At 51.0% G+C, this 26305-nt stretch carries 19 protein-coding genes; 17 read left to right on the top strand and 2 right to left on the bottom strand.

Annotated elements, in window-relative coordinates:
* The first annotated feature begins 468 nt into the window (after nucleotides 1-468).
* The 6 genes from JTN23_RS18735 (at nucleotide 469) to JTN23_RS18710 (ending at nucleotide 6333) form a co-directional block, all read left to right on the top strand.
* Nucleotides 469-1680 carry an Nramp family divalent metal transporter gene (locus JTN23_RS18735; protein WP_247236560.1) on the top strand — a complete coding sequence of 404 codons (1212 nt, stop codon included), beginning with the start codon at nucleotides 469-471 and terminating at the stop codon, nucleotides 1678-1680.
* A gap of 25 nt (nucleotides 1681-1705) precedes the next feature.
* Nucleotides 1706-2713: an NAD-dependent epimerase/dehydratase family protein gene (locus JTN23_RS18730; protein ID WP_247236559.1), complete on the top strand. Its 1008-nt coding sequence runs from the start codon at nucleotides 1706-1708 to the stop codon at nucleotides 2711-2713.
* A gap of 3 nt (nucleotides 2714-2716) precedes the next feature.
* Entirely contained in the window at nucleotides 2717-3793 is a 1077-nt protein-coding gene (locus JTN23_RS18725) for a dihydrodipicolinate synthase family protein (protein ID WP_247236558.1), read from the top strand.
* Nucleotides 3794-3804: 11 nt separating this feature from the next.
* The gene (locus tag JTN23_RS18720; RefSeq protein WP_247236557.1) at nucleotides 3805-5379 is read left to right on the top strand and encodes a PQQ-dependent sugar dehydrogenase; all 1575 of its coding nucleotides are present in this window, start codon (nucleotides 3805-3807) and stop codon (nucleotides 5377-5379) included.
* Between the two features lie 196 nt (nucleotides 5380-5575).
* Nucleotides 5576-6013, top strand: coding sequence for a nucleotidyltransferase substrate binding protein (locus JTN23_RS18715; RefSeq protein ID WP_247236556.1), 438 nt, complete (start codon nucleotides 5576-5578; stop codon nucleotides 6011-6013).
* A complete protein-coding gene (locus JTN23_RS18710; RefSeq protein ID WP_247236555.1) occupies nucleotides 6010-6333 on the top strand; it encodes a nucleotidyltransferase family protein in 324 nt (107 codons plus the stop codon). Before JTN23_RS18715 ends, JTN23_RS18710 begins: the two co-directional genes overlap by 4 nt.
* An 18-nt stretch (nucleotides 6334-6351) precedes the next feature.
* Here JTN23_RS18710 and JTN23_RS18705 read toward each other — a convergent pair whose 3' ends face one another.
* Both JTN23_RS18705 and JTN23_RS18700 read right to left on the bottom strand, forming a co-directional pair.
* Nucleotides 6352-7548 carry an FG-GAP repeat domain-containing protein gene (locus JTN23_RS18705; RefSeq protein WP_247236554.1) on the bottom strand — a complete coding sequence of 399 codons (1197 nt, stop codon included), beginning with the start codon at nucleotides 7546-7548 and terminating at the stop codon, nucleotides 6352-6354.
* Nucleotides 7549-7888: 340 nt separating this feature from the next.
* Nucleotides 7889-8305 carry a response regulator gene (locus JTN23_RS18700; RefSeq protein WP_247236553.1) on the bottom strand — a complete coding sequence of 139 codons (417 nt, stop codon included), beginning with the start codon at nucleotides 8303-8305 and terminating at the stop codon, nucleotides 7889-7891.
* Nucleotides 8306-8669: 364 nt separating this feature from the next.
* Between JTN23_RS18700 and JTN23_RS18695 the strand changes: the two genes are divergently transcribed.
* From JTN23_RS18695 to JTN23_RS18645, 11 genes are all read left to right on the top strand, one after another.
* Entirely contained in the window at nucleotides 8670-9104 is a 435-nt protein-coding gene (locus tag JTN23_RS18695) for an Xre family toxin-antitoxin system antitoxin (protein ID WP_247236552.1), read from the top strand.
* A 1-nt stretch (nucleotide 9105) separates the two neighbouring features.
* On the top strand, nucleotides 9106-9567 hold the full coding sequence (locus JTN23_RS18690; protein ID WP_247236551.1) for an RES family NAD+ phosphorylase: 462 nt from the start codon (nucleotides 9106-9108) through the stop codon (nucleotides 9565-9567).
* Between the two features lie 105 nt (nucleotides 9568-9672).
* Nucleotides 9673-12105: a TonB-dependent receptor domain-containing protein gene (locus tag JTN23_RS18685; protein ID WP_247236550.1), complete on the top strand. Its 2433-nt coding sequence runs from the start codon at nucleotides 9673-9675 to the stop codon at nucleotides 12103-12105.
* A gap of 52 nt (nucleotides 12106-12157) precedes the next feature.
* Nucleotides 12158-14065 carry a sensor histidine kinase gene (locus tag JTN23_RS18680; RefSeq protein ID WP_310586730.1) on the top strand — a complete coding sequence of 636 codons (1908 nt, stop codon included), beginning with the start codon at nucleotides 12158-12160 and terminating at the stop codon, nucleotides 14063-14065.
* Nucleotides 14062-14697: a response regulator transcription factor gene (locus tag JTN23_RS18675; protein WP_247236549.1), complete on the top strand. Its 636-nt coding sequence runs from the start codon at nucleotides 14062-14064 to the stop codon at nucleotides 14695-14697. Before JTN23_RS18680 ends, JTN23_RS18675 begins: the two co-directional genes overlap by 4 nt.
* Nucleotides 14698-14905: 208 nt before the next feature.
* Nucleotides 14906-15499: an RNA polymerase sigma factor gene (locus JTN23_RS18670; RefSeq protein WP_247236548.1), complete on the top strand. Its 594-nt coding sequence runs from the start codon at nucleotides 14906-14908 to the stop codon at nucleotides 15497-15499.
* Between the two features lie 58 nt (nucleotides 15500-15557).
* Entirely contained in the window at nucleotides 15558-16655 is a 1098-nt protein-coding gene (locus tag JTN23_RS18665) for a FecR family protein (protein WP_247236547.1), read from the top strand.
* 164 nt (nucleotides 16656-16819) lie between these two features.
* Nucleotides 16820-20206 carry a TonB-dependent receptor gene (locus JTN23_RS18660; protein WP_247236546.1) on the top strand — a complete coding sequence of 1129 codons (3387 nt, stop codon included), beginning with the start codon at nucleotides 16820-16822 and terminating at the stop codon, nucleotides 20204-20206.
* A gap of 27 nt (nucleotides 20207-20233) precedes the next feature.
* Nucleotides 20234-21739 carry a RagB/SusD family nutrient uptake outer membrane protein gene (locus JTN23_RS18655; protein ID WP_247236545.1) on the top strand — a complete coding sequence of 502 codons (1506 nt, stop codon included), beginning with the start codon at nucleotides 20234-20236 and terminating at the stop codon, nucleotides 21737-21739.
* A 181-nt stretch (nucleotides 21740-21920) separates the two neighbouring features.
* On the top strand, nucleotides 21921-22820 hold the full coding sequence (locus tag JTN23_RS18650; RefSeq protein WP_247236544.1) for a ThuA domain-containing protein: 900 nt from the start codon (nucleotides 21921-21923) through the stop codon (nucleotides 22818-22820).
* 63 nt (nucleotides 22821-22883) lie between these two features.
* Complete coding sequence (locus tag JTN23_RS18645; RefSeq protein ID WP_247236543.1) at nucleotides 22884-26045, top strand: PVC-type heme-binding CxxCH protein; 3162 nt, start codon at nucleotides 22884-22886, stop codon at nucleotides 26043-26045.
* The last annotated feature ends 260 nt before the right edge of the window (nucleotides 26046-26305 follow it).

The following is a 26305-nucleotide window of genomic DNA, read 5'->3' as shown; positions in this document are numbered from 1 at the left end:
AGTATAGTATTTTACCAGCATTTCCCTATTTGTGTGATAGGAAGAGCCACCTACTTAAAAATATTATTTATTAAGTATGCCGTAAAACAAACAATTATATAGTAAGGCTGCAAGACAAATACGAATTTTATTTTTTAATATACCTATTCAACAACACTTATTAAACATATTACTATAATTGCGAAAAGTAAATTCTTTTAATTCTCATAAAGAAGTGTACTTACTACACTTCTTAAGAAACCAAGCATATGCACAACGGTATACTCACCTTCCCTACATAGAGAACAAAAGAGCCCGACTGTAGGAACAAATGAGTAAACCGGCAGATAGCTGAGGTGACAATGAGATAGGAAGGAAACCGACTTTAATATATTTAAGGGGATTTACTAATGAATAAATGCAGGTCTATGCCTTATACCTATTGATTGGCCAACTAAACCTCTATCACTCGTCCTAATCTCACAATCCTTGGCAAACCTTAAAAATTCTATACTGGAATGGGTCCGATCGTTGGGACCTGGTATTATTACAGCGGCTCTGGTATTTGGTCCGGGTAGTCTTACGCTGGCTTCTAAAATTGGCTCCCTGTATGCCTATCAACTCCTGTGGGTAGGAGTGATAGCCGCGGCCTTCATGATTGTATTTACCCGTATGGCCGCCCGCATTGGCCTATCCAACGAGGCTACCCTACTGACCGTAATCCGCGAGAAATGGGGGAAGGTAGTAGCTACCAGTATAGGCATAGGTGTATTTCTGGTGGTGGCTTCGTTTCAGGCCGGCAACTCCATTGGGGTAGGTATAGCTTTTGCCGAGCTCTATAATACCAGCTCCACGCCCTGGATCATAGGTATTACGGCTCTTGGTATCGGGCTTCTGTTTTTTTCTTCTTTCTATAAGATCCTGGAAAAGGTAATGATGGCCCTGGTAGGGCTGATGCTGGTGGCTTTTGTGGGTACCCTCCTGATGGTCAAGCCAGACCTGGGTGGTATTCTTTCCGGCCTGGTACCTACCGTCCCTCAGGGTTCCGAGGTACTGATTATTGCATTTGTGGCGTCGACATTTTCCATAGTAGGAGCTTTTTACCAGTCGTACCTGGTGCAGGAGCGGGGCTGGCAGGCGGATCAACTACCGAAAGCCTCCCGCGACAGTACCCTGGGCATTATTATTCTGGGGCTGATAGGTACGATGGTAGTCATCAGTGCCGCCGCCGTGTTGCATGCGCAGGCCATAGAAGTCAGGAGTGCAACGGACATGGCCAAAGCCCTGGAGCCCCTGCTGGGTACACAGGCCAAGGCACTCTTTATGTACGGCATGTTTGGAGCGTCTTTCTCGTCCCTGATCGGCAACGCCACCATAGGGGGCTCCTTGCTGGGGGATGCGCTGGGCTTTAAGAGTCAGCTCCACTCATTCCGGGTGCGCATACTCATTGCCCTTATCATGGTGCTGGGTGCAACGGTGGCCATTGTATTCGGGAAACTACCTCTCGAGCTCATCGTATTTGCCCAAAGTATTACCATTCTGATCGTACCTTTTATTGGTGTCGCCATATTGGCCGTAGCCAATGACCGGGTCCGCATGGGTCTCCTGAAAAACTCCCCCCTGCAGAACGTGCTGGGAGTACTGGGCCTGCTCATTCTCCTGGGTCTGGCCATTGCCAACGCCCGAACGTTATTTTTCTAACCCATAACTATAAAAGTCATTACGTATGCATGTAGATGTTGATGAAATCTTAAGACCCTCCGAGACCCTCGTAGCCGAGCTGGCTACCCTGGAAGGGGACCTACTGATCCTGGGAGCCGGTGGTAAAATAGGCCCGAGTATATGTAGGCTGGCCAAAGCCGCGTTTACACAGGCCGGCGTGCCCAACCGGGTCATTGGCGTGTCTCGTTTCAGTGAAGATGGGCTTGAAGCTCAACTTAACGAAGAAGGCATTGAAACCATCGCGGCGGATATCTTGGATGATGAGCAGCTACAGGCGCTCCCGTTGGCAAAGAACGTCCTGTACCTGGCCGGTACTAAGTTTGGTACCACCAATCGGGAATCCTATACCTGGGCCATGAATACCTACCTGCCAGGCCGGGTAGCCGAGAAGTACAAAGACTCCCGCATCGTAGTGTACTCTACGGGCAACGTCTACCCCTTTACCCCGGTACTTTCGGGGGGAGCGACCGAAGAAACCCGCCCCGAGCCCGTAGGCGAATACGGGCAGTCGTGCTTGGGCAGGGAGCGGATGTTCCAGTACTTTTCCTCCCTCTATAATACCCCTCTGCTCATCTACCGCCTCAACTACGCCATTGACTTCCGGTACGGGGTACTGCTGGAAGTAGCCAAGTCGGTACAGGCGCAGCGCCCCATTGACCTTACCATGGGCCATGTAAATGTAATCTGGCAGGGCGACGCCAACGAGATGGCCCTTCGCTCCCTGCTGCACTGTGAGGCTCCGGCTAAGATCCTGAATATAACCGGCCCCGAAACAGTGTCCCTCCGGTGGCTGGCGTACGAGTTCGGAAAGATCTTTGATACTACTCCCCAATTCATCAACGAAGAGCACCCCACGGCCCTGCTGAGCAATGCCGCCGAATCGTTCCGACTGTTTGGGTACCCAAGCGTTACCCTCAAGCAGATGATCCAGCTGACGGCCGACTGGCTGCGGAGCGGCGGTGAAACCATCAACAAGCCTACCCATTTCCAGGAACGAAAAGGACAGTTTTAACCTATGGCAGCGAACGTACTACACCCTGAAAAAATAGACTTTCTACGGAAAGGAACCGTAATACCGGCGCATCCCCTGGCGCTAACCGAGCAGCTCACCATCGACGAGAGCCGCCAGCGCCTGCTGACCCGCTACTATATAGCCAGCGGTGTGGGTGGCGTGGCCGTTGGCGTACACACTACCCAGTTCGAAATCCGCAAACCGGAGTATAACATGCTGGAACGGGTACTCGAACTAGCGGCCGATGAGGTACAGAAGGCGCAGCTCAACCGGCCCTTTCTTAAAGTGGCCGGTGTAGTAGGCCCTACGGCTCAGGCCGTACGTGAAGCCGAACTAGCCGTACAATACGGGTACGACCTGGGGCTGGTGAGCATGGCAGGGCTAACTGATCTTTCGGAGCAGGAGGTGATCGGGCACATCAGGACCATCGCTGACATTATTCCCGTGTTTGGATTTTACCTCCAGACCACCATTGGCGGAAGAGCATTCAGCTACGATTTCTGGAAGGAGTTTATGGAGATACCCAATGTACAGGCTGTAAAGGTAGCCGCCTTCAACCGCTACCAGACCCTGGACGTGGTACGGGCGCTTTGCTTTTCCAGTCGGGCGCATGAGGTGGCGCTATACACCGGGAATGACGATAACATCGTAGCGGACCTGCTTACGCCTTACCGCTTTGAGGCAGGTGGACAAACGGTAGAGAAGCGGTTTGTAGGAGGACTGCTGGGGCATTGGGCGGCCTGGACTCAAAAAGCCGTGGAGCTATTCGGGGAGATCAAAGCCTGCGTGAACAATAACTATCAGGACATTGACACCCTGCTCCAGCGCAACATTGAGGTGACGGATATGAATGCCGCCATTTTTGATCCTTCGCACCGGTTCCACGGCTGTATACCGGGCATCCACGAAGTGCTCCGTCGGCAGGGCATCCTGCGCGGGCTGTGGACGCTCAATCCGGAGGAAAAACTCTCGGAAGGCCAGCTGGAAGAAATAGATCGGGTGATTGAGGCCTACCCTCACCTGGTAGACGATGCATTTGTAAAAGAATGGCTGGCTACGGAGCAGTCGCTGGTTTCTTAATTTCCTGATTCATGAGATTAGCCGCTATTGGAGTTATTGCCGCTTCTGTTTCAGTACTAGTTAGTTATCAACCTCCAAAAGAGTACTCACCAGTAAAGCATTATGTACCACAGGACCCGGTCGCGGTTGAGCACTACATTCCGTTAGATTCCAGCGTCCTGGGTACCAATACGGTGGCCTCCGGTCTGGATGTGCCCTGGGAGATAACCTGGGGCCCTGACAACTGGATCTGGTACACGGAGCAGGGGGGCAGGATCAGTAAAGTCCACCCCGAAACGGGGGAGAAAAGGGTGTTGATCACTATTCCGGAGGTACTGCGTAAGCGGTCAACGGGACTGCTCGGGATGGCTCTCCATCCTGATTTCGAAAGGTCACCCTACGTGTACGTAGACTACACCTACCAGAAAGGCGCGGAGATCCGAACCAGACTGGTCAGGTATACATACAGGAATGAGGTACTGCTTGATCCGCTGGTGATCCTGGAGATTCCCGGCAATACGGGGCATAATGGCTCGCGCCTCACAATATCGCCCGACCGTAAGCTTATTTTTGCCACGGGCGACGCGGCTATTTATCCCAATGCCCAAAACCAGCAGTCACCCAACGGTAAGATCCTGCGCCTCAACCTGGACGGCACCATACCGGCTGACAACCCCATCAAAGGGAGCCCGGTCTGGTCGTGGGGACATCGTAACCCGCAGGGCATGACCTATGGCCGTAACGGCAACCTGTACATTTCGGAGCATGGTGACGCCATCGAAGACGAAATCAACCTGATCGGGAAAGGCCTAAACTATGGCTGGCCCCGTGTGGAAGGGTACTGCGACACGCCCGGGGAAGAGCCATTCTGTGACTCAATAGCGGTAGAAGAGCCCCTCAAAGCCTGGACTCCTACCATTGCCCCTGCTGGGCTGGACTTCTACGGCTCCACCCGAATTCCCGAATGGAAGAACACCCTGATCCTGACTACCCTAAAGGACTGTAGCATCCGAATCCTGAAGCTCAACCGGGCCGGTACGGCGGTGATTGATGAGAAGGTATTTCTGAAAGGGGTATATGGCCGAATCCGGGATATCTGTGTTTCCCCGGAGGGTGATATCTACCTCTCCACCAGCAACCGGGACTGGAATCCGGCGAAGGGCTTCCCGAAACCTGATGACGACCTTATTATCAAGGTCACAAAGATCAAAGATGCCGGGAAGCTACTGGCTTCACAAAGTGCACGAACGGGTAATATACCAGCTACCTCAACCAACGCGGAATCAGCAGGAGCAGCTATCTATACGCAGTATTGTGCTTCCTGCCACAAGGCAGACGGCCAGGGCGTGGCCGAAAGCTTTCCTCCTCTTAAAGGAGCAGAGCAGGTACTTGGTCCCAAAAGAGAGCTGATACGTATCGTACTGAAAGGTCTCTCGGGACCGGTCAAGGTAAAGGGTGTTGAATATGACCAGCACATGCCGGCCTTCGCCTTTCTGAAAGATCAGGAACTGGCCGAGGTACTAACCTACATCCGAATGAGCTTTGGGAATCAGGCTTCACCGGTAACTGCTGCCGAAGTAGCCGCTGCACGAAAAGGTAATCCGTAACAAAGCGCCAGAGGCTGGTAGTGGTACCAGCCTCTGGCGCTTTGTTCACAGGAGCTTTCCCGGAAGACGTAAAACCTCGATGTACTTTTAGGATAAAAGCTGTTTCTTTGACTATTGATCCGCTTGAACCACTGCATTAGTCCCTGTAAAATGGTTTGAGAAAGGCTGGCGGGAGTTACATTTTGAAAGCTATAAGATGGAAGAAAAGGACATAAGATGGCAACAACGCTTCATTAACTTCAACAAGGCTTTAACCAAACTTGGTGAGGTTGTGGAGAATAGAAAAGAGGCACTTTCGGAACTTGAAACCGAGGGGCTGATTCAGCGATTTGAATATACGTTTGAACTGGCCTGGAAGACATTGCAGGATCTTTTAAGGTACAAAGGATACATCAACATTGCCGGACCTAATCCTGTTCTGGAACAGGCCTTCAAAGATGGGTACATTACAGATGCAGAAGGATGGAAAAGAATGAAAAAATCCAGAGAGCCATCTTCTCATACGTATGATCCAGAAACAGCAGAGGAAATAGCAGAAAGTATTAAGGATACCTACTATAAATTACTTCGTTCTCTCTCTACAAAACTGGCAGAAGAACAGTATGGGGAACAATCATCTCTTTTTGACGAATGAATTACGGACTATCATCTGCCGACTTAGAAGCCATCATAGAAGTCTTCAAGAATACCCCCGAGGTAGAAGAAGTAATCCTATTCGGGTCCAGAGCCAAAGGAAACTACCAGGTCGGATCTGACATAGATCTGGTCGTTAAGGGGGAGCAGCTCTCCTTTGACAAGTACCTGCAGCTCCTGGTCCTCCTGGAAGAATTGGATTTGCTGTACCACATAGATGTTATTAAGTATAATACCATCAAAAATAAAGAGCTATTAGATCACATCCGACGGATAGGTATACCCATCTACCAGCGAGACCATGAACAGGAGCTTAACTAGGTACGCTAGCCCTATTCGCTACTTCCGCTCCTGTACAAATACAAATACCCCCTTTTTATTGGCTATCACGATATCTATCAGGCCGTCTTTGGTGATATCTTCCGCTACTACGTGTACGCCTACACCCGAACTATCATCAATCAGGTGGGGAACCCAGGTGGGATTCTTGCCCGGCTTGAATTCAAACCAGTACAGTACCGGCGGCTCGTACTCTCCCGGATCCTTACCCATATGGGCGAAGTAACGCTTCCCGGTCACCAGATCGGGATGCCCGTCGGAGTTGATATCTACTAAGGCCAGTCCATGGGTCTGGGTAAACTGGTCCGAAATAAGGTGCGTTTTCCACTGCGCCCCTCCGGTTTCGGTCTGTATCTGCTCGTGCCACCATATTCCTAAGGCATGCGCAGACGAGGATACTACATCCTGATCGCCATCTCCGTCAAAATCGTAGGCGTACATCTGAGCACTGGCCTCACCTAGTTTGGCCGGATGGAACGTCCAGTCCGGCTGTAGACGATCTTTGGGAGCTTCCCACCAGCCATCCTTGATCAGTACATCGGGGCGACCGTCTTTGTTGATATCGCCCAGGCCCAGGCCATGCGAAAAGGGCTCGCTTCCGGGGGTATTCTCCTTGCTGATGGTATACTGTTTCCACCCGGTTTCGCCCTTGGTGACCGGAGCCCGGAACCAGTTCATCTGCCGTACCGACGAATTACCTCCCAGCAGATCCAGTCGTCCGTCTCCGTCCACGTCAAAAAAACCGGCCGATTCATTCCCGACGCTGGTATGGATAGGGTGCACCTTCCAGTGTCCTTCCTTATTCTTTGGATTCTCGAACCATTGCGCTTCCTTACCCGGAAATCCAACCCGGACAAAATCCACCCAACCATCCAGATTCACATCCATACTCTGACTCACGAACGCATCGCTGTACCCCTTGTCGTACTCGAACTTCTGCGGCCTGGTCAGTTCATGCTTTTTCCAGTCGGGTGCCTCAAACCAGTAAGCACCCGCCATGACATCAATTTTCCCGTCGCGGTTTACATCTCCTACGGCTACCCCTTCGGCAATAAACTCGTCGTGCAGGACCATTTTCCTGAATGAGATACCGGTGCTGGCGGCTGGCTTAGGCTTAGCGGCTTTCTGCGCGTATGTATCAGGTATGGTACCTGGTCCGTATGTCAGGAGTATAAGTCCCAGTGCAATTTTTTTCATAGTAGTACCCTATATGTAATTCTAAAACCAATCTATTCCCCACCCAGCTCCATATAGAAACAGGGAGCAACGGGGACGATTTATCCAATGTATATATAAAGTAACTATTCCCGGGGTACCTACTCCATTGAGTGGGTACAGGTTGCTCCGTGGGTGGAAACGGGGGATTAAATTCCTGAGAAAGAGAAGCCTTCGGGAGTGAAGGTATGATCGTATGACAAGGAACGCGGAGCTATTGCTGCCTAGTACTATATACAGCCCGAATAGCCGGAGAAATCAATAATCTAAAGGGACCTACTTCAAATTCGAAGGTACATCACGTGGTACCCATTCGCTGTAATTAAATAAAGTAATCGTAAAGAGATACGTGATGCTTAAGCTCGGTAAGCTCACTGATAAATATAGGCTTACTGATAAATCGGATTACGCTCGAATACTTCTGCGCCCTGAGCTGATCCTGGGGATCTACCGACGACGAAAGGATGCAAATCTGCGTATTGGGAAACAGTACCTGGTACCTAGCCGCGTATTCATCCAGGAAGTCCCAGCCATTCATAACCGGCATATTCAGGTCCAGAAACACCAGTTCGGGCACGATGTTGGTTTCAATGGTCGAAAGCTTTTCGAAAAAATGAATCCCTTCTTCCCCATTTTTCAGTTTGATAACATTGTCAGCAAACTGGTTTCTTTTGATTGTTAGCTCAATGATCCGAAGCGTAATCGGATCATCATCTATTAATACCAGGTTGTTTATCATGATTTATGGGAATAAGTGAATTTTATTTTACAAAACTTGGTGTAGGAAAAAGTCCTTATTTGTATAGTTTTCTTGCAATAATCAAGCCAGCATCAGGTATAAATACGTACTGAAAGTACATTTTCCCAAATAAATCCTAACCCTGTAAAGCGGGTACTTCCTGGTAAAAACTCATTTTTATTCTACTCATTTTTCAACCTGTACAGGCTGAATAGTATGATAATGAGTTCATGAACGGTACTTCATATATGTACTACATTCGCCGCTACTACTATTTACAGAGTTTTGAGGTTCTATGAACTAATTCTGCAAAAAGTTGTATTTATGACAAATGGCATATAAATTAGTGCCAAATGCGTAACTTATGGAAGTGAGATCAAAAATAGCTCGAGTACCTGCCCCGGCCACTGCTCCCCAAACAGGAAAGGCGGGGCCGTATAAACTAATAGAGCGGGCCCGTGAAGGGGTATGGGGGAAGGATGCGGATGATCTGGCGGCTCGGCTGGAGCTCACCGATCAGGAAATGGCCAGGATCCTGGCTATCTCTCTCCGCACCTACCACCGCCGCAAAAGTGATGAAAAGCTGGGCCTGGTAGCTTCGGAGCGCATCCTGTTGCTCCATCGGCTGGCCGAGCACGGCAGGGAAGTATTTGAAGACGATGGGAAATTTAACCGATGGCTCCGGCGCCCCCTGCAGGTACTGGGCGGCAATTCGCCGCTGGACCTGCTCGATACCTCTACGGGTATGGGCATGGTAGATACCCTGCTGGGCCGCCTCGAATACGGTATTCACAGCTGATATGTCCGCCGTTTACCGTATTCAGAAACGACAACATCTGGATGGAATGCTCACCGGCCTGGGTGCCCAACTGTACGGGGGGCGCTGGAACCCCGTGGGGGTACCTCTGGTATATACCTCCTCTACGCCCGAGCTCGCCCTGCTGGAATCACTGGTCCACCTGGAAGGTACCCCCTGGGAAGACCTGCCCCCCCTGGTGCTGGTAGAGCTCGAGATCCCCGATTCCATTCAGGAAATAGACCTTCCCCAACTACCGGACGAATGGCAGTCGCATCCGGTGCCCCCGGCTGTACAGCACTTCCTGGTTCCCCGCCTCCATAGCCGCACGGCCCTTGCTTACTCCGTCCCCTCAGTCATTATGCCCTGGTCACGCAACCTGCTGCTCGATCCCCTGCACCCCCTGATCCGCGAGGTCAGGACCCTTCGGGTGGAGGATTTTACCTATGATCAGCGGTTGATATAGTATAATTTACCTGCTCCCCTACTAACCCCACCAATCCCACCAATATTGGGGATGGTGCCCCTTTTCAGAATTCTTCAACTTTGATACAAACCAAAGTTGAAGAATATGAAACTCTATACCACACCACTATGGCTCGTTTGCCTGACCATGACCTGCTACGCCCAACAAGTAGTAAAAGGGACGGTTCGTAGTACTGATGGCCAGCCACTCGCCTATGCCAATGTGCTCCTGCTCCATGCCAAAGACTCTACCCTGGCAAAGGGAGCCATAGTAAACGAGGGAGGGCAGTATAGCTTTGAGCAGATCCGTCCCGGCCAGTACCTGGTCGCTACTTCTATGGTTGGATACAAGACCTGTTACTCTCCCCTCCTTAAGCTTACCCAATCTGCCGGTAGCCTTGAAGTAGCGCCGCTCGTGGCGGCAACTACCGAAAAGCAGTTGAACGAGGTAACAGTCAGAACCCAAAAGCCCCTGTTTGAACAGCAGGTTGACCGGCTGGTCATCAATCCGGCGAGTATGGTAACCGCTGCCGGCGGGTCCATACTGGACCTGCTGGAACGCTCACCGGGCGTGCAGGTAGACCGGCAAAACGGAGGGGTATCCATGAGCGGACGGCAGGGCGTAATGGTGATGATTAACGGCAAACTCTCGCGGCTCCCGCTGGAAGCCCTGGTTCAGATGCTTAGCGGTATGAATGCCGATAACGTCGAGAAAGTAGAACTGATCACCAGCCCTCCGGCCAAGTACGATGCCGAAGGCAACGCGGGTATGATCAACATAATTCTGAAACGCAAACAGGACGAGGGTACCAATGGGAGCTTTTCATTAATGGGGGGCTACGGCAAGTATGAAAAAGCAAGCGGAAGTATCAATGTGAATCACAACCGCCGCGGAGTCAATTTGTACAGCAGTGTTTCCTTCAATCACGACTATCGCTGGTTTGATTTTCTATCTGTACGTACCCAACCGGTAAGTGGTGAATTATGGCAGAACAGACAGTTTTCGGACCGGTACCTGAAAGATTATAATGGTGATTTCAGGATTGGAGCCGATATCTCCGTAAGCAAAAGCACCGTACTATCCGTCCAGATCCAGAGCCTAGCCAATGGACGTAACGCCACATCCTACAATACCTCCTCAACCCGGCTATTTACCACGGCTCAACCCTTTGCAGAGTCTTCTTTAGTATGGATTGAAAATAATCACTGGCGTAACCTGGGCGGAAACGTGGGACTGGTACATACCTTCCCTAAACAGCAGGTTCTTACCGTAGAGGCCGATTATCAGTACTACACCAACAGCGGACCTAATAGTCTGGAAGTTCTTGACTTCTACTCCACCAACCCCAGGCTACTGCCCGTGCAGGCAGTCACAACAAGCAAAGAGACAGATATCCGATTCTGGGTCGTGAAGGCGGACTACGCGCAGCCACTTGGCAAGAACTGGAAGCTGGAAAGCGGGCTAAAGCTCAACCGTTCCGATATCGAGAACTTCCTGGGCGTACAGCGCCAGATAGAAGGAAAGCTCATCACAGATCCCGAATTAACTAATAATGCACTGTTTTATGAAAACATAGGCGCCCTATACAGCAATGTATCGGGTAAATTAGGGCCTCACACCGACTTACAGGGAGGGCTACGTGCCGAGGCAACCCGTACGCATGTACAAACCCCCGATGGGCGCCCCCTGCTGGACCGTCAGTACCTCAATCTTTTCCCGAGTGCAACCCTCTCGCATCAGCTCAGCAAGGAGCATGCTCTTAACTTCTCGTTCAGCCGAAGGATCAGCCGACCCAGCTATACCGACCTTACCCCTTCGTTTTTCCTGACTGACCCCAATACCTTTTATGTGGGGAATATCAATCTCAAACCATCGTATACAAGGGCCATACGGGCTGGTTATCAGTACAAGGGTCAGTACTTTCTGTGGGTAGGCTACAGCCGTGAGCGCAACTGCATATTCAGGCACCAGCCGGTCATCTATCCGGGTCGCCCCGAACTGATCCATATGGTGCAGAACTTTGACTTGGTTGATATACTTTCGCTGGAAGTAGCCTTTCCCATTACATTTACTCCGTGGTGGACCGCCCAGAACAACCTTTCCGGATTTCACCGGGTCGCCAGTACTCAATTTGTTCTGGGGCCTTTCCACCAGCGGCTCCTGTTCAGCAATATCAGATCAGTGCATACCTTCAGGCTAGGGCACGGCTGGACGGGGGAGCTGAGTGTACTTTATATGTCCCATATACCCGCCGGAGTCATGACTCTGCGTAGCCGAACCAACCTGGTCCTGGGTATTCAGAAAGTATTTACTCAAAACCGCGGCAGGCTAAGTCTAACCATCAATGACCTGCTTTGGACTAACCAATTAAGATGGTACGCCACTTTTCCGGAAGAGGAGGTCAAATTCAATGCTTTGTTACGTGATGCCCCCCGTATAGCAAAAGTCACCTACACCCGAAGCTTTGGTAACCAGAAAGTAAAGACAGCTAGTCAGCGCAAAGGCGCCGAGGAAGAAAAGAGAAGGGTAAGCTTTTGAAAATCAAATTGTTTTGGTTAATTTTCTTTACTTCAAGCTAACTCCGACTCCTATGCGCCCCCTATACATGATAGTACTTGTGGTGATGTGGCTGCCTGCTCTGAGTCAAAAGCCACTGGTCATTACAGATGCGCGAAAAGCTAATCCCGTAGCTCCCTATGTGTACTATCTTGAAGACTTCACTCATAAGCTCACTTATGAACAGGTGTCGAGGTTTCCGCTTGATTCGTTTCAGGCTCTAAACCAACAGGAGGTAGTGCAGTTATCTTACCGAAAAGGGAAGATTTGGATGCGTATCCACATCCACAACCAGACAGGAGCAGACTTGTTTCTTATATCTTCTGTTCGAAAATACCGGCAACTAGATATTTTTATTAAGGATGAAAGTGAGAATCTATCAACCATACAGTCAGGTTTGCAACTTCCGATTGATAAGCAAACTATTCCGACGGTACCTCCGATCATTCCACTAGGAACCACGCCAAAGCTTATTCATATATCATTATTCGCAAGAGATGCTATAGGTGATTATCTGCACATAGGTGATGTCGGTGAAGCGATACTTTATCCCAAAAAGAATGCCCAATGGCAAAATCTGGCGCTGGGAGCTTATTTAATTGTGCTTATTTATTCAATAGTATTCTTTCTACGCCTACGCGATGCTCTGATTGGCTGGTATGCCTTATTGATTCTGAGTTATGTATTATTTTATGTAGACTTTTATGGCTTTATAGCAGAGAAGCTTCCCAGCTCATTTCATTGGAAAAAGTATTTCCCAACTACTTATTTCTATATGTTTTGCTGGTCTTTTTTTCATATTAAATTCCTGAACCTAAAACAGTACTCCAAGACACTCTACTGGTTGCTTTTAGGATTGAGTTTGCTTTGCCTGATAGACTACCCTATATTTTGTGTTTGCATGTATTTTCAGATTCCTTATACATCAGTTATTGATAAAGTAATATTTGGGATAGGAATCGATCATGGCCAATATATTCTGATCGTTTTATTTCTGCAGCTTGTCTGCCTACTATATGTATGCAGTAAAGATTTTAAAAAATTTATGGGCTATGCAATTGCATTCAGCATCAGCCTGGGAAGTATGATTATTAGTATGTTTGCCCTCTATAATATTGAATGGCTGCCACTTGTACCTTACAATAACGCTTTTGTACCCGGTATTTTGGTTGAAGTTGCTATACTTGGCTATATACTTGCCGAACGCGCCAGCGAGCACCGCCGCCAGCAAAACCAGACCCAGCAGGCACTGATTGCTCAACTACAGGAGAATCTCCGTCAGCGCGATAAGTTGCTCCACATCCGCGACGAAATAGCCCGTGACCTGCACGATGAGGTAGGAGCTACTTTGACGAGTATCGCTATTTCTACTAAGCTGGTGCAGAAAAAGATGGGATTGGTACAACCTGAAATAAGCCCCCTCCTGGAACAGATCAAAGTAGACTCGGAGGAGACAATCCATAGCATCCGGGACACGGTGTGGGCGCTGAATCCTGACAACGATGTACCTGAGAAGTTCGTGGAGCGGTTGCGTAATGTAGCGCATCAGATGCTATCTAATGTTGAGGCAACTCTGACTTTTGATTGTGAAGTAGATCCCAAAGAGCTACCACTGTTTTCCATGGAGCAGCGGCGAAATATCTACCTGACCTTCAAAGAATCTATTCACAACATCGTCAAACACGCCCAGGCCAGCAAGGTAGAGGTACGGCTATGGCGCCAGGAAGATACCCTACGGATGCAGATCAGGGACAATGGTCATGGTTTTGAGACTCCCTTTCCCCCTGAAGGGAATGGCCTGATCAATTTTCAGAAACGGGCCGAAGAGGGGGGCTTCTCCGTACGGATTACTTCGTCGATAGGTCAGGGTACTACCATCATCCTGTCGGTACCCATACGCAAGCCTGATGAGGTAGCACTACCCACCCTTGCAGCTCCATGATCTCCGTCCTGCTTTTTGAAGATAATAGGAGCCTTCGGCAAAGCCTGACGCAATACTTTGAAAGTACGAGTGAGATAGCCGTTGCGGGTGCCTATGAAAATGCCAATGATGCTGTTTCCAGAGTTCGAAAGCATAAGCCGGATGTAGTACTGATGGATATTCAAATGCCGGGATTGTCGGGGATAGAAGCCCTGCAACAAATCAAAGTCGCCTATCCACAGACCAAAGTACTCATACATACGGTTTTTGAAGACGAACATCGAATTTTCTCATCCATCTGTGCGGGCGCTTCGGGTTACGTACTTAAGAGTCCGGACCCGGATGAAGTCCTGCAGGCGATACAGGATGTATACAAGGGTGGGGCACATATGTCTCCGGCCATCGCGGCCAAGGTACTACATATGTTTCAGCACCAGTTTGTGCAGGCACAGCCTACCTACGTGGAGCTCACCTCCCGCGAGCGCGAAGTACTTACCTGCATGGTCAAAGGTATGAGCTACAAGATGATCGCTGATACCTGCTCCATCAGCTTCAATACCGTTCACTATCACATCAAGCATATCTACGAAAAGCTGCACGTCAACTCGGCTCCCGAAGCCGTAGCCAAGGCCATTGCCCAGAAGATCGTTTAGCACCCACAGTACAGCTTCATTCCAGGTACGAAACTACTGCTGACACTTATCAGTAATCAACCAAATACCCAATAGTGACTACTTATTTTTTCTGCATTAGGAGCTCGCTAAGCCCATTTTTGAACTTTGCCGTGAAATTAATTAATAAAAGGTAGGTTAAGTTTTCTCTTTTACCGTCTCATAGTACAAAACGCCCTACACCAGAACTATGAGCAAACGACTAGCTCCACAGGATGCCCATGAGCTATGGCAGGAATACCGCTCCGGCGATATCTATGCACTGGCCAAAATCATGCAGGCTTACTACCCCGACCTGTACCATTGGGGCATGCGGCTGCGTCCGGATAAGGATTTTGTCAAGGACTGCATCCAGGAGACCTTCCTGAATCTGTGGAAGATCCACGCTACCATCAACGAAGTGGAGAATGTACGCTCGTATCTGATGGTGATGCTTAAGACCCGAATCCTGCGTGAGCTTTCCGGCAAATATGTCACACACCAGACCAACCTTTCTGACGAGTACGCTTTCTCGGTGGAGTTTTCGGCCGACCTCCGGCTGATTGAAGAAGAAAATGAAGTATACCAGCTTCGCAAGCTGGAACAAATGATAAATACTCTACCCGCCCGGCAAAAAGAGCTCATTTACCTCCGCTTTTACCAGAGCCTAAGCTTTGAGCAGATCTCCGAGGTCATGCAGCTCGGTCGCCAGTCGGTCTATAACCTGCTGCAGAAGTCCCTGAACAGTCTCCGTAAGAACTGGGCCATTGGGTCCTTCCTATTGCCTGGTCTGCTCTGTCTGTAAAGACCAGCCTGCCTTCAAGAAGGCTACCCATTATCCCACTACTACCATAGACACTAGCATGAAAAATTACGAAAAATATACTGTGGAAGACTTTGTCCTGGATGATGACTTCAGAGATTGGGTACAGGGGGTAAGCCAGCAGGAAACCTTCTGGCTCACCTTCGTACAGAGGCACCCGGAGAAAAAGCAGGACCTCCACATAGCCGAGCAGCTGGTACGGGTCGCCACCGTAGCCGCCGAGCGCCTGAGTGAAAAGGAAATACGGGACGAAGTACAGGATTTTATAGAAAAGGCCACTCTACCCACTGATTCGGCGGAGGAGCTGTATGGGGATAGTACCCCTCAAAGAAGCATGGCCTGGAGCGCCTGGGTAGTCGCGGCCTCCATACTGCTGGCGCTGGGCATTGGCTGGTACGTAATTACCAATTCGGACACCACCCAACATAACAGGTATGTCGCGGAGGTCACTGACAACAAACTGGTAGAAACCTTCAATGACTCTTCCAAACCGCTGACGATACAGTTGAGCGACGGCTCCGAGGTGCTGCTAAGTCCGCAAAGCCGCCTGCGGTATCCGTCTCAGTTTTCCGGTAGCAGTCGTACCATCTACCTGACCGGAGAAGCTGTATTCAGCGTGAAACGTCGGCCCGAGCCATTCATGGTGTATACGGGTGATATGGTTACCAAAGTACTGGGTACCCGATTTGTAGTCCGGGCCTTCTACATGGAAAAGAAGTACTCGGTACAGGTGCTGTCCGGTAAAGTATCGGTGTATACCACAAAGTCCAGCCGGTCAATCCAAAACCGGGAAGTAAAAGGGCTGATCCTGACGGCCAATCAGGCAGCCATTTACGAAAAAGAAGCCCAGCAACTGACCAAAACGCTGGTAGCCAACCCCGCTCAGGTCAAGGCCACACCGGCTCCGGTAGACTTCATATATGATGAAGTAGCCCTCCCAGCCATACTCAACGAACTCGAAGTACACTATGGAATCCCCATGCAATATGACAAGCAAAGCTTTAACAACTGCAAAATCACCGCCACCCTGACCAATGAAACCCTCTACGAAAAACTGGACATGCTGTGCAAAACGGTATCGGCCAGCTATGAAATCGTAGATGGACAGATCCTGATCAGCGGAAAAGGCTGTGAATAGCAACACAAAAAAGGCAGGAGCGCCACCCCCTGCCTAGTAAGGTAAAACCACGGGTACCACTCGCCAAAGTAACCACCCGTCGCATAAGTTCCTAGTTACCAGAACCTTTAACCTTAATCAAACCTATGAAAAAACTTCTTACAAGCCAAATCTGGATTAAACTCATGAAGTTTTCCTTAACCCAAAGTTTAGTCATGGTACTCTTCATAGGGGTTTCGTACGCCCACGAAACCAGCGCCCAGGAGTACCTGAAACGCCGGCTCTCCATCAAAGCAGAAGGGAAAGAAGTGAAGAAGGTACTCGTTGAGATCGAGAAAGCCACGGACGTCCGGTTCGTATATAGCTCACAGGTAATTGCACCTACGCAAAAAGTGACCCTGAACGTAAGTAACTCCACGCTGGATGAAGTACTCCGCAAGCTCTTCAACCAGATCCACGTTAAGTATGAGGTAGTGGGCCGGAAGGTGGTACTTTCATCGATACCAGCTCCCCCATCAAGTAGTCTGAACACAGAGTCCGATAGAAAACTGGCCGTCAACGATGCCCTGCGGGCCGTATCGGGTACTGTAACGGATGAAAGCGGAACGGGTCTGCCTGGCGTAAGTGTAGTTCAAAAAGGTACACAGCGTGGTACCACTACCAACGCCGAAGGCAAATTTCAACTGGATATACCTGACAATTCCGCTATTCTGGTTTTTAGCTTTGTGGGCTACCAGAGCAAGGAAGTAGCCATTGGCGGTGAATCCGTACTGACGGTACAGATGTCGCCCGAACTGAAATCACTGGAAGAAGTGGTGGTGGTAGGATACGGTACCCAGCGCAAGTCCGACCTAACGGGAGCCGTAGGTACGGTCAAAGGCGAAACCCTGCAGGAGCGTCCGGTAGCTTCGCTGAATCAGGCGCTGTCAGGACGTATTACGGGTGTGAACGTATCCGTCAACTCAGGCAGACCGGGCGGCCGGGCCAATATCCGTATCCGGGGCAATACCTCGGTGAGTGTAGCTAACAACCCGCTGTATGTTATAGACGGAGTGATTCTCAACGCCGCCGACCTGGCCAATGGTAGTACCCCCATCGACTACATCAACCCCAATGACATTGCCTCCATCGAGGTACTTAAGGATGCTTCGGCTACCGCTATTTACGGAGCCCGGGGAGCCAACGGCGTCATACTCGTCACTACCAAACGGGGCAGCCAGGATGGCGGCCGGGTTAACTACGACACCGACTACGGGATAGGCGTACTGCCCCGTAAGATACCCCTGCTGAACTCGGAGGAATTCCTGCGGGTAGAAGAGATCGCTTATCAGAATGCTCAGAAGTATGACCCAGTAGGCTGGGCCGGTGGCAAGTACACCGATCCCAAAACCAAGCGTACCAATCCTCTCCTGTTTGACGCCAATGGCAAGCCCCTCTACAATACCGACTGGCAGGACGAAGCTTTCCGGCAGGCCCTGATCCAGAACCACCAGCTTTCGTTCGCGGGGGGTAACGGCAAAGACAGCTACGGTGCCTACCTGGGCTACAGAAATGAAGAAGGTCTCATGCACGAGTCGTGGCTGAAGCGCTACGCGGGCCGCTTCGTGTTTGACAGCCAGATCAAAAAGTGGCTGAAAGTGGGAGGTTCACTCAGCTACAACGATCAGAACGAAAGCCAGGTAGACCCGCTGGGAGCCGGAGGTATCATAGCCATGCGTCAGGTACTGGAAGCCCTGCCTATTATACCGGTAAAATATCCCGATGGCCGCTGGGGAGGCAATGAGGACTATCCGGGCATGGAAGGGGGAGGTAACCCCCTGCACGTGGCCAGAGAGCGCCTCTACTACCTCAAGACCCAAACCATGCTGGGTAATATCTACTCCAACATCAACTTTGGGCATGGCCTAGAGCTACGTACTACGCTGGGTACCAACATCATCAACCAGCGTATCGACTACTACGGTGGCCGTACCCTCAACTACATTTCCAGAAACCAGGGCGGAGATGCCTCCATTACCAACGATCGTCACAACTCGTGGCAGTTTGAAAACTACCTGACTTATAACAAGACCTTCGCCAATATTCACTCTTTCAACGGTTTACTTGGTATTGCGTGGCAGCACGTAGATCGCTTTAACAATGTCGCCAGAGCGCAACGCTTCCAGGATGACTACTTCCAGTTCAACAACCTGGGAGCCGGTTCGGTAGTCCAACCAGCCACTTCAAGCACGGTGGCCTATGGTCTTAACTCCTACTTTGGCCGCATCAACTATGGCTTCAAGAACAAGTACCTGGTTACCTTCACCGGTCGTATCGACGGTTCCTCAAAGTTTGGTTCGGCTAACCGGTATGCGGTATTCCCATCGGCAGCACTGGCCTGGCGTATCACGGAGGAAGATTTCATGCAGGCTATACCCGCTATCTCTAACCTCAAACTCCGCACCAGCTACGGGGTAACGGGTAACTCCGAAATTACAGCCTACCAGGCGCTGGCCGGACTGGGTAACTACTCTGTCATTTTCAACAACTCCCGCGAAGTAGGTATCGGGGTAAACCGCCTGGCTAACCCGGACCTGCGCTGGGAGAAAACCCAGCAGTTTGACGCCGGCCTGGAACTGGGGCTTTTAAGCAACCGCATCATGCTGGAAGCGGATGTGTACCGTAAGCTTACTACTGATATGCTACTAAGCGCGCCGGTGCCATCCAGCAGTGGCTATACTACCGTAAGCCGGAACATCGGAAGCATGGTAAACCAAGGCGTCGAACTGGGAATCAACACCGTCAACCTGTCCGGCCGCGACCTGTCCTGGAGCACCAACTTTAATATCTCCATTAATAAAAACAAGGTACTTGCGCTGACCGGCGGTTCGGACATCTTTACCGGATCTACCATTATCCGGGAAGGCGAGCCGGTGGGTTCATTCTTTGGATTTGTACACCAGGGTACCTGGAGTACGGCCGAGGAGTCAGAAGCGGCCAAGTACCTGAAGAAGCCCGGCGATATCAAGTACCAGGATGTGAACAACGACGGCCGCATCAATGACAACGACCGGGTAATCATAGGTAAGGGTATCCCCGATGGCTTTGGTAGCTTTATCAACACTTTTGGCTATAAGAACTTTGAGCTGGTGGTAGATTTGCAGTTTATGTACGGCAATGATGTACTGTTCCGTAGCAAGCACTCCGCCGAAGACCGCCAGGGTATTGCCAACAGCTTCAAAACCGTACTCAACGCCTGGACACCCGAGAACCAGAATACCAACATAGCCCAACTGCGACCCGTATCGGCTGGCTACAACACCAACAACGATTCCGACCGGGTGCAGGACGGATCGTTCCTGCGGGGCCGCAACCTGCTCCTGTCGTACCGGTTCGGCAATAACATAACCCAGAGGCTCCACTTGAACCGCCTGCGGGTATTCGCCTCCGTACAGAACTTCTTCCTGTCTACCAAGTACCCCGGCTACGATCCGGAAGTATCCACTTCGGGCGCGGCCTTTGATCAGGGCGTGGATCTGTACGCGTACCCCAAGCCACGGGTATTCACCGTAGGATTGAACGTAGGTCTTTAGTAGCTAACCTTCTAACAGCAGATACTCATGAAACGTACTATAAAATCATATATCCAGATCCTTCTTACTGGTTCTATCTTATTCACCGGTGCCAGCTGCTCCGACTTCCTCGAAGAGCCTGATCGCTCCAACTTTACGATGGAGAACTACTTCACCAAACCCGAGCACGCGCAGAGTGCCGTCAACTCCATCTACGAGAGTATGCGAGCCGTATTGGGTGGCGGCTTTAACGGGGCCCCCTGGATGATGCTTGAGTTTGCCACGGGACTGGCCAATACCGAACTCGGGCAGGCCCAGAACAGCATCTTCGTGCGTAACCTGGTCAACAACTCAGACAATGAATACGGCGGTACCTACTGGACCAGCAGTTACCGGGGCATTGCCAATGCCAACCTGGCCATTGCCAAGATACCGGGCATCAACATGGATGAAGCAGCCAAAAAACGGTACATGGGTGAGGCCCGGTTCCTGCGTGCGCTCTACTACTACAACCTGGTCCGGATATTCGGTAACATCCCTCTCATTACCGAGCCGGTTGATCTAAAATCGGAGAACCTGTACCCAACCCAGTCAACACCCGAAGAAGTGTACAAGCTGATCGTAGCGGATCTGGTGGAGGCCGAGAACTCGGGACTCCCCTTTACCGATGCCACCGGCCGTGTCAGCACGGGAGCGATCAAGTCGCTGCTGTCCAGCGTGTACCTGACTATGGCGGGATATCCCTTACAGAAGGGGGCCGAATACTACCAGAAAGCTGCCGAAAAGGCCAATGAGGTGATTCAGTCGAGCAAGTACAGCCTGTTCCCCTCCTACGATGACCTGCATACTCCCGCCCGTAAGAACATAGGTGAAAACATCTTTATGGTTCAGTACGCGGCTTTTGTGATGCCTTCTAACTGGCAGACCTCCATCATTCCCTACAACCAGGGCATCTCGGCCTATACGGATGAGACAGGGGCCATCTTTGCCAATAAGGAATTCGTAGAGTCGTATGAGCCGGGTGATAAGCGGGCCGAAGAGAAGCAATTCTACTACTCCACCTTTTCGCTGAGAAGCGACCGGAGCAAGACCCGGTCGCTGGGTGGATACTATCTGTATAAGCACTTTGACCTGGAGGCGCAGCTTTCTACCACCAGCAGTGGCCTCAACTGGCCCGTGATGCGCTATGCGGAGGTACTGCTTACCTATGCCGAAGCAGCCAACGAAGCGGGCGGTCCCTCACAGGCAGTGTATGATGCGGTAAACCAGGTACGGAAGCGGGCCAACCTGCCTGAACTAAAAGGCATGACCAAAGAGCAACTGAGGGAAGCCATCTGGAAAGAGCGCTGGCATGAGCTGAGCTTTGAGAACATTACCTGGTACGATATGGTCCGGCTCCGCAAGGCCTTCAACGTTAGTACCCGGAAGTTCGAAGACTTTGTGGGTCACAAGTTCTCCTACGGGCCGGTCCTGAAGGAAAGAGAGCTGTTGTTCCCCATCCCGACCGCTGAAATCCGTAACAACAACAAGCTCAAGCAGAATACCGGATACTGATCCATCACTCCCAGCGTTTGTTTTTCCTATACCGTAGGTGTCAATTTAAAACTACCTACGGTATAGGATGCTATTCTACTGCTTTCTATAGTTAAAAATGTTGCCTGATTAACTCATGGTTAGTTACTCAAACTTCGTCTCTGGTACTAACTAACGTTACATCCTAACCTTATTATTACGTATGCCTATTCAAGTAAAAAGAAAGCGTTTAGATCTGAGATGGATAACAGGTTTGTTTCTCCTGGTACTGGCCGGCCTATCAGCCGCTTTTGTAACCCGGCAGCAACCGACTCAAAAACAACAGCCTCTGGTCGTCTTTGTTACCGGTGACCACGAGTACAGCGGCGAACAAACCCTGCCCCTGCTCGCGGCTGAGCTTGAGAAAAATTACGGGCTACGTACCAAAGTACTGAAGGCATCTCCCAATCAGAATGCCGAGCAGAACATCCCCGGCCTGGAAGCCCTGGCCCAGGCAGATATGGCGGTGTTCTTTCTGCGGTGGCGCCAGCTTCCTCCCGATCAGCTCAAGCATATCGATGCCTACCTCAACTCGGGTAAGCCGGTGATGGGCTTCCGTACCTCTACCCACGCCTTTAACTTCCCCAAGGGGCATGAATCCGAAGTGTGGAATGCCTTTGGCGAGCGGGCTTTTGGTACCCCTCCGGGCTGGGGCAGAGCTGGTCATACCCACTACGGTCACGAAAGTACTACGGACGTCACCATCATTCCCGAGGCAGCCAAGCATCCCATACTGACGGGGGTAGCCCCTGCTTTCCACGTACCATCCTGGCTGTACCGGGTGCGCCCTGATTATCCACCCAAAGACGCTACCCTGCTCCTGATGGGCAAATCGGTGAATCCGGACAAGGCCGCCATTGAAAATCCGGTAGCCTGGACCTGGAAGAATAAGCACGGTGCCAAAGTATTCTTCACGACACTGGGACATCCCGAAGACTTCAAAGATGAGAGCCTGCAGCGCATGACGGTCAATGCCATTCACTGGCTGCTCGACAAGCCCGTTCCTAAAAAGTGGAAAGGCAAGATTGACATAGATGTACCTTACCGGGGAATCGTAAAGTAGACAAGCCGGGTCGGTACTCGGTCCAGCCGCAGATTCGCAGAGAAATATAAAATTCCTAACTCCATGACTATAAAACTTAAAGGATTGATCCTGACCGTTGGACTGGCACTGGTTGCTTTCAGTGCCTTCCAATTCACGCAATCCAATGCACTTAAGATCAGCAATGGGTCCCGCATTGTCCTGATCGGTAACAACCTGGCCTCCAGAATGATCAACTACGATCATTTCGAAACGGAGCTACAGGTGCGCTACCCTGACAACAAACTGGTCGTGCGCAACATGGCTGACGGAGGTGATACCCCCGGTTTCCGGCCCCATTCGGCCCGCTTCTCGCCCTGGGCATTTCCGGGAGCCGAGCGTTTTCAGACTGAGTATGCCAATAATTCGGGCAGTGAGGGACACTTTGAATCCCCCGACCAGTGGCTAAGCCGCCTTAAAGCAGATGTCATTATTGCCTTCTTCGGGTATAGTGAGTCGTTTCAGGGCAAAGCCGGTTTGGACAACTACAAGGCCGAACTGGAAGCTTTCATCAAGCATACACAGAATCAGAAGTACAACGGAACCGCCGCCCCACAGTTAGCCCTGGTATCGCCCATTGCCTTCGAAGACCTTTCGGCCCGGTACGACCTGCCAAACGGTAAGAAGGAGAACGAAAACCTGCTGCTGTACACCCGGGCCATGAAGGAAGTGGCAGACAGGAATGGCATTCTGTTTGTGGATGCCTTTGCGCCTTCTCAGAAGTGGTATGAGGCCAGCAAAGAGCCTCTGACCATAGATGGTTTCCAGCTCAACGACGAAGGCTACAAAAAACTGTCGCTGCTACTGGCTGATCAGGTATTTGGAAAAGTAGCCCCTAAGTCCCAGTCGAACAGACAACTGGTATACGATGCCGTCATGGAGAAAAACTGGATGTGGCACAACGACTATAAAATTCCGAACGGAGTACACGCGTATGGCCGTCGCTACAACCCGTTTGGCCCCGACAACTACCCGTTCGAGATTGAGAAAATCCGGCAGATGACTGCTATCCGGGATACCGCCATCTGGCTCGCAGCCACCAAAGGGCAGAAGATGGATCTGGCGGCGGCGGACAAAAATACCAGAGAACTGCCACCGGTAAAAACTAACTTTAACCCCGAGAAGAACGGTAGCCTTAAGTACCTGTACGGTCAGGAGGCCATTGATAAGATCAAAGTAGCCCCCGGCTATAAACTGGAGCTGTTTGCCTCCGAGGTAGAATTCCCCGACCTGGCCAATCCGGTACAGATGAGCTTTGATAACAAAGGCAGACTATGGATAGCTACCATGCCTACCTACCCCCACTACAAGCCGGGAGATGCCAAGCCCAATGATAAGATCCTGATCCTGGAAGATACCAACAACGACGGCAAAGCGGATAAGCAAACCATATTCGTGGAGGGTCTGCACGTGCCGGTAGGTTTTGAGTTAGCGCCCGAAGGCGTCTACATCTCCCAGGGTACTAACCTCAAGCTCTATACCGATACCAATGGCGACGATAAGGCAGATAAGGAAGAGATTATCCTGAGTGGCTTCGACGACCACGATACCCACCATACCATCAGTGCCTTCGCGGCCGATCCGTCCGGTGCTATCTATATGGGAGAAGGTGTCTTTTTGCATACCAACGTAGAGACTCCCTATGGACCGGTACGGGCAACCAACGGAGGCTTCTATCGCTACAATCCGCAGCGCCGCCACCTGGAGCGCACCGCTCAGCTGGCCATTCCAAACCCCTGGGGTATTGCCTTTGACGAATGGGGGCAAAACTTCTTCGCCGAAACATCCAGCCCGGATGTACGCTGGATGATGCCGGGTTCGGTACTGCCCCGCTACGGTGAGTCTACCCACAAGTCAAAGCAGCTGATTGAGAAAGATCACATGGTACGTCCAACCTCCGGTCTGGAATTTGTATCCAGCCGCCACTTCCCCGATAATGTGCAGGGCGATATGCTGATCAACAATACCATTGGTTTCCTGGGTATGAAGCAGCACGCGGTAGAGGATGACGGTACCGGCTTCAGGACTAAGCACCGGGTAGATCTGGTAAGCAGCGAAGACCGTAACTTCCGTCCGGTGGATATGGAGTTCGCTCCGGATGGCTCCCTGTACTTCATCGACTGGCACAACATCCTGGTGGGTCACATGCAGCACAACGCCCGCGACCCCCTGCGCGACCACGTGCACGGCCGGGTATACCGCATCACGTATCCATCACGCCCGCTGGTCAAACCAGCTAAAGTGGCCGGAGCCAGTGTAGAAGAGCTGCTGGATAACCTGAAACTACCCGAATTCCGCACCCGCTACCGGACCCGCCGCGAGCTGAGGGGCCGGAATGCCTCAGAGGTACTACCTAAAGTAACCAAGTGGGTAGCCAGCCTGGACAAAAATGATCCGCAATACGAGCATCATGTACTGGAAGCTCTTTGGGTAACCTGGGGCTTGAATAAGGTAGATCAGAAGCTCCTGCGCCAGACGCTTCAGGCCAAAGACTACCGGGCCCGGGCCGCCGCGGTAAGGGTGCTCCGGTACACGGGCCATCAGGTAGCGGATCAGGCCCAGCTACTCACCCAGGCCGCCCGTGATGACAACAGCCGGGTGCGCCTGGAAGCCATCGTAGCGGCCTCCTGGATTGGCAAAGAAAAGGGACTACCCGTGCTGGCGGAGGCTGAAAAGAAGCCGCTGGATGACTGGATGGTACACGCTCACGAAACAGCCGTGGCGCATCTAAACGACAGACCCGTCAAAAAACAGAAGGAAATTGCCGTCACCTCACACCTGAAAGGCGCTGACCTTGAACTCTATACGCAGGGAAGGGAAATCTTCTCCCGTGAAGGTTTCTGTATTACCTGTCACCAGCCCGATGGCAAAGGACTTACGGCCTCGGGCTTCCCTCCCCTGGCAGGTACCAAGTGGGTAACCGGAAACGAGGAGCGTCTGATTAAGGTGGTACTGAAAGGCTTGCTGGGGCCTCTGGAGGTAAATGGTGTCAAGTATCCCGGACAAGTACCTATGACCCCATACGCTGGTATGCTGGACGATAAGGGTGTAGCTGCGGTACTAACCTACGTGAGAAACTCCTTCGGCAACCAGGCACCCCCTATCTACCCCGAAAAGGTAAAGCAGGTAAGGGCTTCAATCGACAGCAAGAAAGACTTCTATTCGCCGGATCAGCTACTCAAGGAGCATCCGATGGAAAGCATGTAGTGTACCTATCAATAGCTAAGAATAATTCTACCGCCCCTGCATTGTTGGATGCAGGGGCATTTTTTTTAGTTATGTAAACTGCTGGAACTTCCTGCTGCTTTACACCCACCTGCCCATCTTACCGATCAGACCTTCCCCCCTTCAAGGCTTTTACCTGTTAGCTGTATTGGTTAACTAGGTTATTGCAAGGGCAAAATTTGTCCACAGCGGATGCTGTTTTTGAGCCATTTGGATGGGTGTCATATTATTAATGCCTTGAT

This window comes from Telluribacter roseus, from assembly GCF_017355915.2.
Lineage (GTDB): Bacteria > Bacteroidota > Bacteroidia > Cytophagales > Spirosomataceae > Telluribacter.
The sequence above is the reverse complement of the archived record's forward strand: the minus strand, read 5'-3'. Positions and strand labels throughout refer to the sequence as shown.

What these genes read in the sequence shown, in the direction of transcription:
- JTN23_RS18650 (WP_247236544.1), top strand. Translation starts at nt 21,921, where the DNA reads ATGCCTATTCAAGTAAAAAGAAAGCGTTTAGATCTGAGATGGATAACA.
- JTN23_RS18645 (WP_247236543.1), top strand. Translation starts at nt 22,884, where the DNA reads ATGACTATAAAACTTAAAGGATTGATCCTGACCGTTGGACTGGCACTG.
- JTN23_RS18665 (WP_247236547.1), top strand. Translation starts at nt 15,558, where the DNA reads ATGAAAAATTACGAAAAATATACTGTGGAAGACTTTGTCCTGGATGAT.
- JTN23_RS18685 (WP_247236550.1), top strand. Translation starts at nt 9,673, where the DNA reads ATGAAACTCTATACCACACCACTATGGCTCGTTTGCCTGACCATGACC.
- JTN23_RS18695 (WP_247236552.1), top strand. Translation starts at nt 8,670, where the DNA reads ATGGAAGTGAGATCAAAAATAGCTCGAGTACCTGCCCCGGCCACTGCT.
- JTN23_RS18720 (WP_247236557.1), top strand. Translation starts at nt 3,805, where the DNA reads ATGAGATTAGCCGCTATTGGAGTTATTGCCGCTTCTGTTTCAGTACTA.
- JTN23_RS18730 (WP_247236559.1), top strand. Translation starts at nt 1,706, where the DNA reads ATGCATGTAGATGTTGATGAAATCTTAAGACCCTCCGAGACCCTCGTA.
- JTN23_RS18715 (WP_247236556.1), top strand. Translation starts at nt 5,576, where the DNA reads ATGGAAGAAAAGGACATAAGATGGCAACAACGCTTCATTAACTTCAAC.
- JTN23_RS18660 (WP_247236546.1), top strand. Translation starts at nt 16,820, where the DNA reads ATGAAGTTTTCCTTAACCCAAAGTTTAGTCATGGTACTCTTCATAGGG.
- JTN23_RS18675 (WP_247236549.1), top strand. Translation starts at nt 14,062, where the DNA reads ATGATCTCCGTCCTGCTTTTTGAAGATAATAGGAGCCTTCGGCAAAGC.
- JTN23_RS18710 (WP_247236555.1), top strand. Translation starts at nt 6,010, where the DNA reads ATGAATTACGGACTATCATCTGCCGACTTAGAAGCCATCATAGAAGTC.
- JTN23_RS18690 (WP_247236551.1), top strand. Translation starts at nt 9,106, where the DNA reads ATGTCCGCCGTTTACCGTATTCAGAAACGACAACATCTGGATGGAATG.
- JTN23_RS18725 (WP_247236558.1), top strand. Translation starts at nt 2,717, where the DNA reads ATGGCAGCGAACGTACTACACCCTGAAAAAATAGACTTTCTACGGAAA.
- JTN23_RS18700 (WP_247236553.1), bottom strand. Translation starts at nt 8,305, where the DNA reads ATGATAAACAACCTGGTATTAATAGATGATGATCCGATTACGCTTCGG.
- JTN23_RS18655 (WP_247236545.1), top strand. Translation starts at nt 20,234, where the DNA reads ATGAAACGTACTATAAAATCATATATCCAGATCCTTCTTACTGGTTCT.
- JTN23_RS18670 (WP_247236548.1), top strand. Translation starts at nt 14,906, where the DNA reads ATGAGCAAACGACTAGCTCCACAGGATGCCCATGAGCTATGGCAGGAA.
- JTN23_RS18705 (WP_247236554.1), bottom strand. Translation starts at nt 7,548, where the DNA reads ATGAAAAAAATTGCACTGGGACTTATACTCCTGACATACGGACCAGGT.
- JTN23_RS18680 (WP_310586730.1), top strand. Translation starts at nt 12,158, where the DNA reads ATGCGCCCCCTATACATGATAGTACTTGTGGTGATGTGGCTGCCTGCT.